This window comes from Candidatus Omnitrophota bacterium, from assembly GCA_028707125.1.
In the GTDB taxonomy this organism is placed as follows: Bacteria; Omnitrophota; Gorgyraeia; order Gygaellales; family JAQTUX01; genus JAQTUX01.
Window position 1 is genome coordinate 1,120,650 of the sequence record JAQTUX010000001.1, and the last position, 16,819, is coordinate 1,137,468.

The following is a 16,819-nucleotide window of genomic DNA, read 5'->3' on the forward strand; positions in this document are numbered from 1 at the left end:
TCTTCTCCTTTCGAGAATACTTTCCGTAATAGATAATCGACCGGGCTTATGCCCTTATCGGGCAATCACCGTTGCGGGGCAGCGGAAGGATTCACACCTTCGCTTCCTTTATCTATCCGGTAACGTTGTTAATATTCTATCCCCTTCCTTCCTTGCGCGCCGTTACGGTAATGATGCCTCACCTCCTTTATGTTGGAAACCATATCGGCGTAATCCCTTAATTTCTTCGGCGCGCCTCTGCCGGTTATGACCACATCTACATCGCCTCTCAGCGGCTCCAAAATAGATACAATGTCATTTATTTTCATATATCTGTCTCGTAAGGCAATGTTTAATTCATCCAAAACCAGCATACCGCAGCCATGGCATTCAAGTATTTTCCTTATGCATTCCATAGCGCTGCCGCATTCTTTTACTATGTTATCGCGCGGCTCGGACTTGAAAAAATGCGGATGACGAGGCGCGAAGGAATACAACTTAACGCCTATCTTTTTCAGCATCCTCGCCTCACCGGTGTATATCCGGCTGTAGTCCTTAAAAAAGGAGATCCAGCATACCTTGATGCCATGCCCCCGCGCCCTTAACGCCTGGCCAAGCGCCGCCGTGGTCTTACCCTTGCCGTCACCTGTGTAAATCAACACCAGTCCTTTTTTCATCTATCCTCTCCTTTGTCGCCAGCAAAATATACGGCTTACGCGAAAACGGGTTCTCCCTTACCACGACTACGGTCTGATATACATCTTCGATATTCTGATAGGTAAGCACTTCGCGCGGATCGCCTGATCTGAACACCTCGCCTTTATTCAGTAGAATAAGCCGGTCGGCGTACTCTGCCGCGAGGTTCAGATCATGCAGGACAGCAAGCACTGTGATCCCCTGTTTTTTATTAAGATTCTTCAGCAGCTCCATTATGCTTATCTGATGACCTATATCAAGGTGGGATGTCGGCTCATCCAGAAGCAGAAGTTTGGGTTCCTGCGCCAGCGCCTGCGCTAAAAGCACTCTTTGCTTTTCCCCGCCGGACAATTCATTCACAAAACGCCTTGATATAACTTGCGTATCGGTCAGGGACATGACATTTTCAATTATGGCGTAGTCGTCGTTGCTCAGCCCTTCAAACCTTTTCTTATGGGGATAACGGCCCATCAGTATAAACTCTTCCACCGTGAATGAGAAATTGAGTTCTACGCCCTGCGGCAATACGGCGATCTCTTCGGCGATCTCCCTGGCGCTGAGCCGGTTGACATCTTTATTGCGGTATATTACCTCTCCCGATCTTATATGCAGGAGTTTGGTGACCGCTTTAAACAAGGTTGTTTTTCCCGCGCCGTTAGGACCGATGATGCCGACGAATTCCCCTTCTGCCACGGAAAAACTGATATTGTGGATTACATCCTTGCTGCCATAACCGCAGAACAGATTTTTTATTGTCAGTATATCTGTGCTCATCTGTGTATTAAAACATCCTCCAGTCCTTTGCCCTGATCAGCAGGATCAGGAAAAATACGCCACCGAAAAGCCCGGTGATCACCCCCACAGGCAGTTCAAGGGGCTTAACGACTGTGCGCGCGAGCGTGTCCGCCAACACAAGAAAAGTTGCCCCTGCCAGGACAGAAGCGGGGATGAGAAATCTGTGGCCCGGCCCGACGAGCTTCCTTGTAAAATGCGGAATAACCAGCCCGACAAAACCGATGATCCCGCAGGCAGCAACCCCTACAGCGGTGATCAGCGATGCCGCGATAAAGATTATCGCCTTTATCCTGGCGACGGCCAGCCCCAAGTGCGTTGCCTTTTCTTCGCCGAGAGTAAGGATATCAATATCCGGGCTGAGATAAAAAATAGCCAGCCAGCCAAAAACAAAAAACGGCAGCATCAATTTTAGCGTCCGCATATCCGCCAGAGAAATGTCGCCCATAAGCCAGAGTATGGCCTGATGCACATTTTCCGACTTTGCCACGGCAAAAAGGAACATAACCAACGATGAGAATACAAAATTCAGCATTACGCCGCCCAATATCATGCCGGTGTTGGAAAACCTCTTGTTGCCGGCGACCATATACACAAGCGCGATGCATAATATCGCCCCTGAAAACGCGCTTACAGGCAGCCAGAACGCGCCTAAACCAAGAATTATACATAAGGAAGCGCCGAACGCCGCACCGCCTGATATCCCTAATGTATAAGGGTCTGCCAGGGGATTGCTCAATACCGCCTGAAAAACGCATCCGCTTACCGCAAGGGACGCGCCTACCATAAGCGCGAGCATTACGCGCGGCAATCTGATCTTATATAAAATGGTCCCTGCCTGGCTGTCAGCCCTGAATAAATCCGGCAAATTCACTTTGGCCGGGCCTGAGAAAAGCGAGAATACGACTGACAGGACAAGCGCGATAAACAAAACTATCAAAACAACCCGCTTGCTCATTGCTGCCTTGCCTCCTTCACCAATCCAGCGGTCTTCTCCAGCGCGACTATAAAATTATCCGGCGTGGGTGTGCAGGCGAAATGCATATCATATACGTACACCCTGTTATTCCTCACAGCGTCTATCCCCGGAAACCTGCGCCACAGATCCAGTTCGCTGCCGGTAATGTCGCCCATTGTAACTACGATTATGATCTCCGGGTTTCTCTTAATTACCTCTTCTATGCTGACTCTGGGATAACGGCCGGCCATATCCGAAAATATGTTCACGCCGCCTGCCCAGTTAATTATCTCATCCGTGAATGTGCCGGCTGAAGCGCTGACTATGGGCCTTGCGCCCAATTGCCAGAATATTTTTATCTTATCCGCGGCGGCAGATTCTTTTCTGATGGCCTCGATCTTTGCATTTATGCCGTCCATGATCTGCCTTGCTGTCTCAAAGCGTCCCAGGATCACTCCCAACCTCAAGAAATTGCGTTCTATATCGCGGAATCCTTTTGTTTCGTTAAACGCGACTACGTTTAACCCCAGGGCGGCCAATTTCTTTATTGACTCCTGCCTGTTGCCTTCATTTGTGGCCAGGACCAGATCCGGCTTAAGAGACACTATTTTCTCCATACTCGGCTCAAGCACTGTCCCGATGATCTCCTTGTTTCGCGCCTCTTCGGGATATCGGCAATACGAGGTAACGCCTATTAAGGAATCCTCTGCGCCTAAAAGATATATCTCTTCAGTAATGGAAGGAGCCAGAGAAACCACCCTTTTGTGATCCGCGTACGAGGTGCCGCTGAAAAACAGCAGGAATAATGCTAATATACTTTTATATTTAACACCCATCTGTCATCAACCTTTTCAACCGCGCCTTCTTCAATCTTCAATTCCCTGGAGAATATCGGCCCGTTAAACACAAAACTGTGGTATTCCCCGTTTTCTCCGCAGGGGTCGACTCCGGCAGGAAGCCCTGATAAAAGATCATTGTCAATTGTCCTGCCCAGTATACTCTTATCCAGTTTATCCGCCTTCACATTAATGATCTTGGATCTAAAACCTGCGCCGATGAATTCGCGCGCCAGTTTCTCCGTATCCTCTTTCCAGAGAGGGAATACCGGCTTAACCCCCGCGGCGGCGCTTACATCGCTGAGCCAATCGTAATGCTCCCGCACAAAGATATCGCCGAATATCGCGTGATCTACACCCTGTTCCTTCAGTGACTTTAAGGCAGCGGTATAAACATCCCTGGCGTTATTTCTTTCCGCGTCTTTTTGCAGAAGCTTAATGCCCATTGCCTCTGCCTGTTTTACTATCGCCTCCCTGCCAAGATTGTGCGATATAGAACACTTGCTTCCCTTCAGCGTTACGTTAAACAGCCGTTCCACGCTATACCCGTCATTCATCGCCCTGAAAAGAGCAAGGCATGCATCCTTGCCTCCACCCCAGAGACAGACGGCCCTTCTGACCTCAGAGTTCGTATTCATACTCTAATCCTTTCAATACCTCTGACTTGATAAATTCAGAGTATTTTTCATCCGCTATAAGTTTAAAGGCGTAAGTAATTATTTTCTTGTAAAACCGGCAAAATACCGACTTCTTATTCATACTGCCCTTATACGCGTAAAGTTCAGCCGGGCAGGGAGCGCCGCATATATTCCTTAATACGCACACATCGCACTCCTTTATATCTTCCACTACGCGGCCGCGTATTTTCCTGAAGGCGGATGAGTCCATAGCGGAGGCGATAGAACCATCACGGAATATGTTCCCGCCGGAGAACTCTCTTAAGCCCGCAAATTCACCGCAAGGTATCATATCTCCGTCCGCGGTTATGTTCAGGAAAACCCTGCCGCCTCCACAAGGCGAGATATCGCACATAAGACGGCGCGCCATAGGCGCGACTATGGCAAGGATAACGTTCTCAAAGTTTCCGATCGCTATTTTGCGGCCGGATTTAAGCGACAGACGCGTAGCCGTCTTAACAGCAAGCAGGAAATACTTAGCCATATCCGCCTGTTTCGGCCTTACCTTACGCGAATGTTTCTGCGTCAGGCGCACAGGGTTAAGTAAGGCGCAGGGCACCCTAAGCTTATGCAGAAAGCTTACAATTTCCGGCAATTGGCGCACGTTGAATTTATTAATGGTCGTGATCACATTCAGCCGCGGGTATCCGTTAAACCATTTTAACGCCCTTACGGCGCATTTGAAATTGCCTCCGCCCTTTGATGAACGCGCCTTATTGTTGGACATCTCATCATATGAATCCAGCGATATGCCCACATTTACCCTGTATTTTATCAGGAAATCAACATCCTTTTTTTCCAGCAGGATGGCGTTTGTCTGAACACCGAAGAGTATCCTGCCGCTGAATTTCCTCACCGCCAGAAACAGCAGGTCTTTCTTCAGCAGCGGCTCTGCCGCGTGGAATATGACTAACGGCTTAGACGCGCCCTCTGTCTTGAAGTGCCGGATAATACTGTTAAGGATAAACTCTAATTTATCCCAGTCCAGTTCAGCGCCTGACTGTCGTATCTGGTGAGGTATATAGCAATACGAGCAATTGGCGTTGCATCTATCTGTCAGATTGACGTAGACCGCGGCAAGCTTTCTATTCTTCCTGAAGGCATTGAAATCCCGGCTGATCTTAGGGTTGACCCGCTCATAGAGGGAGACCGCATCCTGAAAGCCGCCGGCCTTCGGATCCGATCCCCCTCTTGATATCGCCCAGAACACATTGTCCGGGTCGATCATTAAATTGATATTTTTAGCTATTCTTCTCTTCTCCATAGACCACATAATGCGAAAGCCCTGCTCCTGATTTATTGCATTTTGCCCGATAAGATACTGTTTCTTTTTTTTCCTCTGTCTTTTTCTCCGTGCATTTACCCCGCTTAGAACAACTCATTTTGTTCACCTCCTCTCATGACTTAAGCAACCTGTAAATTTCCTTCATATCAATATTTTTCCTGACCAGCCGCGCCAGCTTATCTAAGTTGCCGTTGAGAGACGATCCGCTATTCCCCGCTTTATAGCCCAGGCCTTTGGCAGCGCACAGGCGCGTAATGAAATCCTTACGGAATGGATCATTATCAAAGACGCCGTGGATGTATGTGCCCCATACCCTGCCCGTATCATTTGAGGCGCCGTCGCCTATATCTGCCTTCTTGTTATTTCGCCGCGTGATTTTAAATAACGGCCTTGAGCCGTTTAACAGGCGCGACTGTCCGTGGTGGATTTCGTATCCCTGAAGCATCAGGCCTGACGCCATATGCCTTGCCTTAACCTGGAATGTGGCCTTCTTTCCGCTGAAGGCAGTCATTACTTCCAACAGGCTAAAGCCCTTGACGCCTCCTGACTTTGATTCTATCCTGCCGTTATCTGTGATACTCCTGCCCAACATCTGATATCCGCCGCAGATGCCGATCACTTCACATCCCTTCTTCAGTAAATGATCCAGCTTCTTTGCCAGGCCTGCCTTGCGCAGCGCCGCGAGGTCTGAAATAGTATTTTTGCTGCCGGGGATTATCAAAACATCCGGCTCCGCGATCTCGTTTATGTCCCTGATGTAATTCAGGTTAACCACCGGCTCTTTTTCCAACGCGTCAAAATCGGTAAAATTAGAGATATGCGGAAGATAAAGCACATCTATGTTGATCTTATCACGTTCATATCCGCGCTGCCCCAACCTTTCAAGCGAAACAGAGTCCTCCTCGGGCAGGCGTATGGTATCAGGGCCGAAGAACGGCACCACACCTAAGACCTTTTTCCCTGTCTTTTTTTCAAGGAAACTCAAGCCCCCTTTGAGCAGCCGCTTATCGCCCCTGAACTTATTTATTATGAACCCGGCTACCTGCCTTCTCTCATCAGGCGTGAGCAGCTCCATTGTCCCGACTAGAGACGCGAATACGCCGCCTTTGTCAATATCGGCGACTATTATGACCGGGGCATTGGCGAACTTTGCCATGCGGGTATTGACGATGTCGTGCCGCTTCAGATTTATCTCCGCGATACTGCCCGCTCCCTCTATCACGACAACATTAAACTCAGCCGATAATCTCCTGAAAGAATCCTCAACCGTTTTCCTCAGCCCGGCCTTTGCCTTCGTGTAGCGCAACGCGGACATATTTCCTAACGGCCTGCCTCTTACTATTACCTGCGCGCCGGTATCGCGCGTCGGTTTTAATAATATGGGGTTCATATCTACTGTGGGGTTTATCCTGGCCGCCTCTGCCTGCATTGCCTGCGCCCTGCCTATTTCACCGCCGTCTCGCGTAACGCAAGAATTAAGCGCCATATTCTGCGCCTTGAACGGCGCCACCTCATAGCCGTCCTGCCGAAAAATCCTGCAAAGCGCGGCAACCAGTACGCTTTTACCTACTCCAGAACCTGTGCCGCAGATCTGTATCGCTTTAGACATTTAATAATACTCCCGAAACCAAAGTGATCATCGCGCAAGCATAACTTAATTTTATGCTTTCTGATATATGGATAATATCCGGGGCGCTGTTGCCTTTGCCGAAAACCGGCTTTTCTATCGCCTGTCCCTGGTAGTGATTTACCCCGCCTATTTCAATGCCTAACGCCCCGGCAAACCCTGCCTGAATTATTGAAGTATCCAGCCGCCGGCTTGGCCTGAATGCCTCACGCCAGTTCTTCCTCAGGATAAATGCTGCGATAGCAACAACGGCCGAAGACAACATAGAAGGAATGATATTAAGGAAATGATCCATCCGCGCGCTTGCCCAGCCAAAATCCCTGTATTTCTCATTCCTGTATCCTACCATTGAGTCAAGCGTGTTTATTGCCTTATACATCCAGGCAAGCGGTATGCCGCCTAAAAAGGCAAAGAATATAGGAGCGATTATGCCGTCAACCGTGCTTTCCGCGGTCGTCTCAACGGCTGCCCGCGCGATATCGCCTTTATCCAGATCGCCGGTATCCCTGCCGACAACCTTGGAGAGCTCCTTCCGCGCCAGTTCAATATCGCTGTTTTTAAGCGCTCTGCTTACGGATTCAACGTGCGCCTTCAGGTCTTTGATGCTGATCACAAAGTAGAACAGCAGCGCGGCAACAGCCGTGCCTAAGGCCGCGTTCATCGCAAAAAGCAGCTTCAGGGCCAACCATGCCAGCCCCGGCCAGAATACGGCGATAGTTAAAGCGAATATTATCCCGTTGATCCTGTCGTTATGGCTCAACTTCCTGAAATACTTCTCTGAGGCGCCTATCTGCCTGCCCAATAAACGCACAGGATGCCATTTAAGCCATTGCGGGTCGCCCAGCCACAAGTCCAGGAGAAAACCTATCACGATCGCTATTGTCATATTAATATCTTTTTTAGCTCATTGACCAAACGCAGATTCTCTTTTCTCGTCCTGACCGCCACTCTGAAATACTTACTCCCCAGCCCGCGGAAAGTAGAGCAATCGCGTATGAGTATCCCCTTCCTGCCCAATAAATCAGCCAGCCGGCTTGAATTAACGCTGCTTTTACAAAAAATAAAATTGGCGGTTGGAACTGACGGCTTGACCCCATCTATCAGGCAGAGCTGCCTGTATAGATACTCCCGTTCCCTGAACATAAATTCCCTGCTTTTTTCAATAAACCTTCTGTCTTTCAGCAATGCCTCTGAAATGAGCTGCGCGGGATAATTGACCATCCAGGGATAACGGAATTTATTCAATTTTGACAGCGTCCTGTTATGCGCCGCCACATACCCCGCTCTCAAGCCGGCAAGCGCGAAGAATTTGGTAAGCGATCCGAGGATAATTATCCTGCTGTTCTTGAGCGCCTGCCTTATCAAGGTATACCTGTCTTTGTCCTTTACGAAATCCATAAACACTTCGTCAATTAGAAAATAAGCCGATGGTAATCTTTTAATAAAACTTATTAGATCTCCCGCCTCAAACAGGTCTGCCGTAGGGTTGTTTGGGTTGCAGATAAATACAATATCAGGCCTTCGACCGCGCTCAGGGTTGAAATCACCGATTTCGCGACGATAGATCTTTGAACCGACCGCGTTAAGCGCCCTTTCGTATTCGGAAAACGCTGGCGTAAAGATAAGCGCGCCGCGGGGGCGTAAAGCTGACACGACAAGATAAATGAGTTCAATTGAGCCGCAACCCGGCATTATATTATGCCGATCGACGCCTAGATATCCGGCAATGGCCTTTGTCAGGCCCGCGGCATCTGGCTGAGGATAACGGCGTATCTTGGTGAAATTGTCACGGATCAATTTCCGTATCGCGGGCGGATGACGCAGGGGATTTATGCTCGCGCTGAAATCCACTATTTTATCTTCAGGTATGCCGTACTGCCCTGATGCCGCCTTTATATCTCCACCGTGGTATGCCGCCTGCCTGCTCTCTTTCATATGGCAAGAATGATCAGTGTGACTGCTTCCGTAAACTCAATTATAGCTCCGAGGTTATCGCCTGTTATGCCGCCGAATGTCCGGCTTAACACAAAAGAAAACAACGCGGCTAATACGCATATGACCGGAAAAAATAATACTCCTTTGGCGCCAAGCGCGATGCCGGCTATGACTAAAGCGGTGATAGCGGCGATAACAACGGTTTTAGGGCGGATATTGTCAAAAAATGCTTTTGCCTTACCGGACTCCCTTGGATAACTGAATAAAAAAATTGGCAGCGTTACGCTGAATCTTCCCAGAACAGGAGCAACTATTAATGCGCCTGTCCTCATGCTGCCCAGGGAATGAAGGGCGAAAACCTTAAACAGAATAAGGAATACTACCGCGGCCATACCGAACGCCCCTATCCTGCTGTCCCTCATGATCTCAAGCATTGCTTGTCTGGGCTTTCCGCTGCCTAACGCGTCAAAGGTATCTGCCGTCCCGTCAAGATGCATCCCGCCTGTAATGAGCAGCCATAATCCGGCTAATATAACGCTAAGAAGCAAAGGCGGCAGTATGCCTGAAAGCAAGGCACTTACTCCGGCCAACAGCAGGCCAATAAACAATCCCACAACCGGAAAATAGATCAGGGACGCGGCAATGCCGCGGTCCTTCAACTCCCCCCGTATTCTGACCGGCAGTATCGTAAGGAATTGCAGCGCGATAAGCAGTCCTTTCATATTATTTATCTCTCTCGGATACATTGGCGTCTTTAAATGTCGCCATTTCCCTGAGGATCTTCACCGCTGCCTCGCATAAACCGATGCCCAAAGCGGCGCCCGTGCCTTCGCCTAACCTCAAATCCAGATCAAACAATGGCTTAAGCCCGATGTGGTCAAGGGCGATCCTGTGTCCCGGCTCAACAGAACAGTGCCCCGCGATCATATATTGTTTTGACTTAGGATTTATGGTATAGGCGATCAACGCGCTCGCGCCGCAATTAAAGCCGTCGATCACAACCGGGATCTTTAAAGCCGCGCATCCCAGTATGATGCCGGCGATCCCCCCTATTTCAAATCCCCCTACCTTGGAAAGCACGTCCAGGCCGTCTTCAGGATCTGGCTTATTTAATGCTATCGCCTGCTTTATGACTTCTATCTTGCGCCTGTGTATCGTATCATTGACGCCGGTGCCCCTGCCTGTCACGGATTCAACAGAAGACCGCGTGATCACAGAGACGATCGCGCTGCTTGAGGTAGTATTACCTATACCCATATCGCCCACTGCCACGATATCAACGCCGCCGCGCGACTCCGACTCAACCAGTTCAACCCCATAATCCAGGCATTTCTTTACCTCATCTATACCCATTGCCGGCCCCTTTGCCATATTCTTTGTGCCGTAATTTATCTTTTTATCTACAAAGTTTTGCGCTTTGCGCTTTGCGCTTTTCATGGTTCGACATTGCTCACCATTCACCCTGAGCGCAGTCGAAGGGTTCACTTTCTCTGCCACTCCCATATCCACAACCACCACCTCAGCGCCCACGTGCCTGGCCAGGACATTGATGCCCGCGCCGCCGTTAAGGAAATTATAAACCATTTGCGCGGTTACCTCTTTGGGGAAGGCGCTTACCCCTTCTTCCGTCACGCCGTGGTCTGCCGCTAAAACAAAGACGGACTTTTTCTTAATATCAGGCAGCTCCCGGCCCTTTATACCGCAGATCTGCCTGGCAAGTTCCTCAAGCCGGCCTAAACTGCCTTGCGGCTTGGTCAAATTATCCAGCCGCCTCTGCGCCATCTTGATGAATTCCGCGTCAATATCCTGTATCTTATTTACTGCCTCCTGAAAATTCATTCCTCTCCTTTCAATAATATAGGTATGCCGGACACAACAAAATACGCCTTATCACAACTCCTGGCAAATGCCTGGTTCACCTCACCCGCGATATCCCTGAACCTGCGCGCGATCTCGTTATCGGGAACAATGCCTGAACCAACTTCGTTGGAAATAACTATGGCATCTACCTTTGATTTTTTCACGGATTGGATCGCCTCCAAAGAGTATCGGCGTATATCTTTGTCGGCAGCTCCGGAAAAAACAAGGTTAGAGATCCAAAGAGTAAGGCAGTCAATTATTACGCGGCTTGATACCTTTGACGCCGTTTTTACCGCCCTGGCTAAATCCAGCGGCTCCTCTATGGTCTTCCATGACTTTGGCCGGGACAATTTATGCCTTCTTACCCTTTCCCGCATCTCCCCGTCTTGCGGCCGGCAGGTGGCTATAAAGCACACCCTGCCCTTCGTTTCTTTGGCAAGCCGCACCGCGAGATTACTCTTGCCGCTCCTTGCCCCGCCGGTTATGAAAATCAGTTTTGACATACGCAGATAACGCTGGCTGAATCAATGCTGATATTCCAGAAATCATCCTCATTCAATCTCAGCGTCTCATATATTATCGCCTTGATCGGGCCGTGATGCGTGACAATGGCGATCGTCTTGTCTGCCGCCCCTGATGCAACTTTGTTAAAAAATACCATAACCCGCTTCTTTAAAGCAGAGTAGCTTTCTCCTCCGGGTATCCCTGTATGCAGCGGCCGGTTTAGCCAAAGCGATATTTCACGGGGAAACATTTTCTTTATCTGCTCAAATCTTAAACCCTCCCATAGCCCAAAGTCAATCTCCCTTAGATCGGGTTCAATGATTATCTTTTTCCTGCCGGCTATGAAGCGCGCGGTATCTCTGGCTCGCCTTAAAGGGCTGCTGAATATCGCGTCAAATCTCTCATCCCTGAGAACGCCGGATAAAGACCTTGCCTGCCGCCTCCCTGTCCTGTTAAGCGGAACATCGCTCTTACCGGCATAGCGCCTGAATTTGTTATAATCCGTCTCCGCGTGCCTTATTAAATATATCCTGCCCATACAAAACAAAAACCCCTGACCTGTTCAGTCAAGGGTTGACACCTCTTTTCTTCACCCAAAACCCAATGCCTTACCACGAGGCATTTATACAGGCAGGTCTTCTGACTTAAAGAGGCATTAACCTACTTGCCGCGCCTTCCCGCTTTCCAAGCAGTGGCTCTTGCGGCGTTCGTTCCTCTTAAACAGCGGCGGGACCGTGTCGTCTCTTATCGACTTCCCTTTTTATCCGCGCAACGCGGAACCTGTATAGCTATAAACCAAATTGTAAATATAATATATTACGCGGCTGCGGAGTTGTCAATATAAAATTACCCTTACATATGCATAAAGCCGTTCTTCCTGCATATCCCGCAAACCGTGGTTATCTCTCCGCTTTTCCCTATGATCTCTTTTCTCGCGCGGATATACCCGGTATTATTCCATACCTGACGGATGCCGGCGTTGTTGATATTGCCTATATTGTATTGATCGCCATAGACGGCGCAGCAGGGAAAAACATCGCCGTTCCAATTAATGCTTATCTCCTGCCATGGCTTCCTGCAGGCAGTGATCACCTTTTTCGTCGTGCAGGTATCCTTATTGTAAGCGCTGTATTGAGGGTTATCCGGTATCCACGCCAGGTCTTTCCTGATCGCCTCATCCTTAGGCCTGAGTATCTCATCCTTCATTGTGACGCGCATCTTGCCGACCCTGAAATTCACTCCTATTTCTTCCGCCATCTTTCGCGCCTTCTGGACCTCATGTTCATTATGCTTGAAGACAATGAAATTCCATACCAGATCGACCCTTCCCCCGGACTTCCTGTTCTCATCCGCTATAAACTTCATGTTCCTCATAACCAGGTCAAAGTCGCCGTCAACCCTGTATTTCCCATATGCCTGGGGCGTGGCCCCATCGCAGGAGATGATCACTTCATCAATGCCGGACCTGACCAAGTCCGCCAACAATCGGTCATCATTGATATTAAGGTTGGTGCTGGTAATTATCCTCATCCGCTTATTTCGCAAACGCGCGTATTCCACCATTTTCACAAAATCTTTATTTAAAAGCGGCTCGCCCCAGCTGTAAAAATTCAATACCTCAAGATGCGGCGCCAATTCATCAAGAATCTTCTTAAAGGCGGCAAGGCCCATAAATCCCTTTTTCATTGACTTGTCGCCGGATCCGGTGGGGCAAAGCGGGCATTTAAGATTGCAGACGTTACCCGGCTCAATATTCAATATATGAGGCATATAGGGCAGGCGGCAGATCCTGGTCGCCTTAAAGAACTTCGCCCTTCTTTTATATATCTTGAACATGGATATATCCCGGTAATTGAATCATCCTGTATAGAATAAAAAATCGGCCCGGCCATTGTTAAGCCGGAGCCATAATCACACATCGCTAATTTCCAATCCGAGCCTGCGTCCTCCCTGAAATAAACGTTTATGATTAAGACCGTAGTGCCAAGATTATGGTGAACAGTATAATTGGTATTGACTGAGAAACTTTGAGGGCCTGAATCATAAAACTTTAATGCCGAGCCCTGCCAGACAGGGATCTCGCCTGATATCTGTAATACCCGTCCGTTATCGCCCTTTCTTAAATTCTGCTATCCATTATTATAATAACGACCTCATTAAGAAACAACCTCCTTACTAAATCTTTGCCAAGGCCTTAATCCCTCTCTCTGTTTTGACTCTAAGTTTTGAAGCGCGGGAATCGCTGGGCTCTACTAAGACAATTGCGTAAGTAGTACCATCTTTGTGGACTCTTAAAGGAGAGGTCAAAACCCCAGCTGGTTCGCAGGCAATTTTTACTGCTTCTGTGCCGTCATAAAGACGTAGCCCGATATCAACACTACCCCAAGCTTGAAGTTCATAAATACGAGCGCTGCTCCATCTAGTCTCATTACCGTGCCCACCGGTATTGGTAGATATCCAAATTCTTACTCCTGAGCAGTTGAGATTAAGGTCTATGTTCTGCCGTCCGGAATCTTGATGCGTTTGGACATCGCCATCATCATCATTTCTGCAATCGCTAAAGGAAGTGTATGGACCGGTAAAATCCTTCCATTCAGAACCGTCAAGATACTGAACCTTTGCATAAGTATCTATTCCCGGGCTGTTGTCGGCGTATGAATAAGCGTCTAAACCCCATCTAAAAGATAAGCGGGATATCCTGTAATCCTTATTGAAGATATGAGTGGAGCTGGTTTCGTAATATCCTCCCCCGCCATAGTTTCCTGCCTGAGGAGTGTCAAAATCACCATCTATCGAGATAGGTCCTGCGCCTACATTTGTCCCTACATATGTATGTGTTGTGGCGGGTAATGTGACTATATCGGTATCGGCCTGTACATATCCCGCTAATACTATTGATCCGAACAAAACAAATAGAAAAGAGATAATCTTCTTCATTGATCTGTCCTTAGCCAAACCTGGCCTGTCTCAGGTGATGCAGGGTCAGATGTCCTCGTCTCAATAATAAGGCCGCCCGTTGCTTTTATTTTACCTTCGGCCTCATCAGCTTTTCCCGCCCTCACGGCATAACCGGCAGCGGTGAGCTTCTGTCTGGGTGTCATCTCCGCGTCCGGGGGTATCTGAATGCCAAGCCAATAGGGCTGGTCGAATTTGACGCTCTCATCCGGGAATGAGCCTAAGATAGTTGAGAAGATGCCGCCGCTTGATACAGGGACGCTCTTTGTGTCGCTCCAGATGGCGCTGCCCCCTGACTCCTGTGTGTAGAGCCGAAAGGTGATGCTCACTGTTCCTTCCGACAAGGGTTTGCCATCTTTGTCAGTCAGCCGGCCCTGATAGGAGATCTCACGAGGGATACCGGCAAAAGAGCTAAAAACGAAAAGTGAGAAATGTAAAATGCAGAGAAAAATGATTGTTTTGAATAGTGGTTTCATGGTAGGATTACCCCCCTCAATAATTATTATGTCAATATTTATTCTACAAGATGTTATGCAGAAACGACGCTGATTTACGTACGGATTTACGCTCTGTGCGCGCTGGATTTACGCTGGATCTCGGACGTCTTAGCAGCTTTAACTATCAAATGTTCGCCAAACAACAGCTCCTTTGACAATAAAATCCGGTTAATCCTTGCAAAATTCACACCACCCTTTTTATTTGCGCGCATTTCCTTGACCTTAAGTTGAAATTTAATAAGAGGAACAAGAAATGCCAATCCCCGACCTTCATACTTGCTGGTATGGATGCTCTCTATTCTTAAATCATTGTAACGAAGCAAATATTCCAACTCATGGTATCGCCACGGTATTAAATGTAAATTCCAAATAATTTCTTTTGGATTCTGCGAATGCTCAAGCGGTATCTCTCTAAAATATTCCCAACAGCCCTCTATAAGAAACCGCATCCTGGATTTCAAGTTCAAGATGTTAGGCGTAGATAAAACCAGCTTCCCTCCGGGCTTTAAAATCCGATTCAGCTCTTTAACTACGTCATAAGGATTTTTTAAATGCTCGATTACTTCGGCAAGGACAATAAAATCGAAACTATTATCATCGAAAGGCAGCCTTTCGGCAACATTGCATTTCTGAAATTTTATTTGGTCCGCATATTTAAACCGGGCAACATCCATATCAGCGGCTAAAACACTAAAACCCATTTTCTGCAAATTATATGCATAGTCCCCATCGCCGCATCCAATATCAAGAACCTTGCCGCGCTTTTCTTTTCCAAAAACAGACAGAAAGCTTTCCAGTAAACCGTTTATTTTTTTCCCCATTTTTTGCCGATTTTAGTTTCCTATTGGTATCCAATAAACAACATCTGCCTCTATCACCTTCCAGTAATCATTTTTCCTTACTGGAAACATGATGCTCGCTTCGAATTTATGGTCTCCCTCCGGCGACGTAGTATTACCGACTATCATCCGCTGCGTTGTGGGGGGATTGCCGCTGTCGGTATAACCTCTTAATTCATTTCTGTTGTCCTGATTTGTCCTTTGGGCTAATACAAAACCATCGGTTAAGGCCTGATAAACTGTGTCGGAACTTTTAGATGCCCAACTTCCGAAAAGTTGTTTTACCCGTAAATTCCCGCTACCGACTTCTATTGTATTATTGTCAACCTTATCAGATAGGTATAAGGCCCCTGCTGTATCATTGCTATCACTTCTAATTATAGCCCGCTCTGCCATATTAGCGCTCTCCGCCCTCACCGCGTACCCTGCCGCGGTGAGCTTCTGTCTGGGTGTCATCTCCGCGTCAGGAGGTATCTGGATACCGAGCCAGTAGGGTTGGTCAAACTTTACGCTCTCCTCCGGAAACGGGCCCAAGGTGGTTGAGAAGATGCCGCCGTTTGATACAGGGACGCTCTTTGTGTCACTCCAGATGGCGCTGCCTCCTCCCTCTGTGGTGTAGAGCCGGAAGGTTATGGTGACTATACCTTCTGCCAGCGGCTTACCGTCCTTGTCTGTGAGCCGGCCCTGATAGGAGATCTCACGGGGGATACCGGCAAAGGAACTAAAGGTAAAAAGCGAAAGGTGAAAAATGCAGATAAAAAATAATATCCTGGTTGATGATTTCATTTGGCCCCCCCCTATTTATAATTACGTCTGACGTTGTTGTCAAGGATAATTTCATCGTATCTCTATGTTTATCAAGGAGTAAGCGAGTTATGATACTAATTTATTTAACAGATAAGGTTATCAATAATTATTATATAAATTTTTATTTTTCAATGAGTTAAGCAGAAACGACACTATTTTCGTTTTTACTTTGTGTACCAACTACCACAAAAGATATCTTCAACTATACCATCTTTAAAAGTAACCGTACAATTTGGAGCTAAAGTTTGCAATAAAGCCCCCTTGTAATACCAAAAATCGTAGTCTTTCCTGTTCCCATCTTCTCTAATCTGATCTTTGGAATAATAGTATATGTCGTTAGGAGCACCCCAAGATGCTCTCACATCAACTTTTGTCATACCCCTTATAACTCTTCCTTCAATAATGGCCTTTTTCGTTTCGGGAGATAATGCTGGCTGACTCTGTATATACTCTTTCTTTAAAGCTATGCTGGGTTTCCCCATAGGTCCCGCCGCAGAACAACCTTCAATTACTATCATGGCTAATGATATAACGGCAATAAAGACGGTACTGGTTTTATCCTCTGCCATAAG

20 protein-coding genes and 2 riboswitches are annotated in these 16,819 nt (G+C 47.9%); all 20 genes read right to left on the bottom strand.

The window, feature by feature from the left end:
• Positions 1-12 precede the first annotated feature (12 nt).
• Positions 13-156, bottom strand: a riboswitch (cobalamin riboswitch).
• Positions 129-656 carry a cob(I)yrinic acid a,c-diamide adenosyltransferase gene (locus PHR44_05670; protein ID MDD4910149.1) on the bottom strand — a complete coding sequence of 176 codons (528 nt, stop codon included), beginning with the start codon at positions 654-656 and terminating at the stop codon, positions 129-131. It overlaps the preceding riboswitch by 28 nt.
• On the bottom strand, positions 622-1,449 hold the full coding sequence (locus tag PHR44_05675; protein ID MDD4910150.1) for a heme ABC transporter ATP-binding protein: 828 nt from the start codon (positions 1,447-1,449) through the stop codon (positions 622-624). The genes PHR44_05670 and PHR44_05675 overlap by 35 nt, the downstream gene beginning before the upstream one ends.
• Positions 1,450-1,456: 7 nt before the next feature.
• A complete protein-coding gene (locus PHR44_05680) occupies positions 1,457-2,425 on the bottom strand; it encodes an iron ABC transporter permease (protein ID MDD4910151.1) in 969 nt (322 codons plus the stop codon).
• Complete coding sequence (locus PHR44_05685) at positions 2,422-3,261, bottom strand: cobalamin-binding protein (protein MDD4910152.1); 840 nt, start codon at positions 3,259-3,261, stop codon at positions 2,422-2,424. The genes PHR44_05680 and PHR44_05685 overlap by 4 nt, the downstream gene beginning before the upstream one ends.
• Positions 3,234-3,899: a diphthine--ammonia ligase gene (locus PHR44_05690; protein MDD4910153.1), complete on the bottom strand. Its 666-nt coding sequence runs from the start codon at positions 3,897-3,899 to the stop codon at positions 3,234-3,236. Before PHR44_05690 ends, PHR44_05685 begins: the two co-directional genes overlap by 28 nt.
• Positions 3,883-5,202 carry a peptide-modifying radical SAM enzyme CbpB gene (cbpB, locus tag PHR44_05695; GenBank protein ID MDD4910154.1) on the bottom strand — a complete coding sequence of 440 codons (1,320 nt, stop codon included), beginning with the start codon at positions 5,200-5,202 and terminating at the stop codon, positions 3,883-3,885. The genes PHR44_05690 and cbpB overlap by 17 nt, the downstream gene beginning before the upstream one ends.
• The gene (locus tag PHR44_05700; GenBank protein ID MDD4910155.1) at positions 5,180-5,320 is read right to left on the bottom strand and encodes a hypothetical protein; all 141 of its coding nucleotides are present in this window, start codon (positions 5,318-5,320) and stop codon (positions 5,180-5,182) included. Before PHR44_05700 ends, cbpB begins: the two co-directional genes overlap by 23 nt.
• 15 nt (positions 5,321-5,335) lie before the next feature.
• Entirely contained in the window at positions 5,336-6,832 is a 1,497-nt protein-coding gene (locus PHR44_05705) for a cobyric acid synthase (protein MDD4910156.1), read from the bottom strand.
• On the bottom strand, positions 6,825-7,736 hold the full coding sequence (cbiB, locus tag PHR44_05710) for an adenosylcobinamide-phosphate synthase CbiB (protein ID MDD4910157.1): 912 nt from the start codon (positions 7,734-7,736) through the stop codon (positions 6,825-6,827). Before cbiB ends, PHR44_05705 begins: the two co-directional genes overlap by 8 nt.
• Entirely contained in the window at positions 7,733-8,785 is a 1,053-nt protein-coding gene (gene cobD, locus PHR44_05715) for a threonine-phosphate decarboxylase CobD (GenBank protein ID MDD4910158.1), read from the bottom strand. Before cobD ends, cbiB begins: the two co-directional genes overlap by 4 nt.
• On the bottom strand, positions 8,782-9,507 hold the full coding sequence (gene cobS, locus PHR44_05720) for an adenosylcobinamide-GDP ribazoletransferase (protein MDD4910159.1): 726 nt from the start codon (positions 9,505-9,507) through the stop codon (positions 8,782-8,784). Before cobS ends, cobD begins: the two co-directional genes overlap by 4 nt.
• Position 9,508: 1 nt before the next feature.
• The gene (gene cobT / locus PHR44_05725) at positions 9,509-10,624 is read right to left on the bottom strand and encodes a nicotinate-nucleotide--dimethylbenzimidazole phosphoribosyltransferase (GenBank protein MDD4910160.1); all 1,116 of its coding nucleotides are present in this window, start codon (positions 10,622-10,624) and stop codon (positions 9,509-9,511) included.
• Positions 10,621-11,148 (bottom strand): bifunctional adenosylcobinamide kinase/adenosylcobinamide-phosphate guanylyltransferase, encoded by a 528-nt coding sequence (gene cobU, locus PHR44_05730; protein MDD4910161.1) that lies wholly within the window; start codon positions 11,146-11,148, stop codon positions 10,621-10,623. Before cobU ends, cobT begins: the two co-directional genes overlap by 4 nt.
• Complete coding sequence (gene cobC / locus PHR44_05735; protein ID MDD4910162.1) at positions 11,136-11,687, bottom strand: alpha-ribazole phosphatase; 552 nt, start codon at positions 11,685-11,687, stop codon at positions 11,136-11,138. Before cobC ends, cobU begins: the two co-directional genes overlap by 13 nt.
• Positions 11,688-11,760: 73 nt before the next feature.
• A riboswitch (cobalamin riboswitch) is annotated at positions 11,761-11,948 on the bottom strand.
• A 53-nt stretch (positions 11,949-12,001) separates the two neighbouring features.
• Entirely contained in the window at positions 12,002-12,985 is a 984-nt protein-coding gene (locus PHR44_05740) for a radical SAM protein (GenBank protein MDD4910163.1), read from the bottom strand.
• Between the two features lie 339 nt (positions 12,986-13,324).
• The gene (locus PHR44_05745) at positions 13,325-14,086 is read right to left on the bottom strand and encodes a hypothetical protein (GenBank protein ID MDD4910164.1); all 762 of its coding nucleotides are present in this window, start codon (positions 14,084-14,086) and stop codon (positions 13,325-13,327) included.
• A complete protein-coding gene (locus PHR44_05750) occupies positions 14,083-14,580 on the bottom strand; it encodes a hypothetical protein (GenBank protein MDD4910165.1) in 498 nt (165 codons plus the stop codon). The genes PHR44_05745 and PHR44_05750 overlap by 4 nt, the downstream gene beginning before the upstream one ends.
• Positions 14,581-14,666: 86 nt before the next feature.
• Positions 14,667-15,422, bottom strand: a complete 756-nt coding sequence (locus PHR44_05755; GenBank protein ID MDD4910166.1) for a class I SAM-dependent methyltransferase — start codon at positions 15,420-15,422, stop codon at positions 14,667-14,669.
• A gap of 12 nt (positions 15,423-15,434) precedes the next feature.
• Complete coding sequence (locus PHR44_05760) at positions 15,435-16,226, bottom strand: hypothetical protein (GenBank protein ID MDD4910167.1); 792 nt, start codon at positions 16,224-16,226, stop codon at positions 15,435-15,437.
• A gap of 185 nt (positions 16,227-16,411) precedes the next feature.
• A complete protein-coding gene (locus tag PHR44_05765) occupies positions 16,412-16,816 on the bottom strand; it encodes a hypothetical protein (protein ID MDD4910168.1) in 405 nt (134 codons plus the stop codon).
• Between the last annotated feature and the right edge of the window lie 3 nt (positions 16,817-16,819).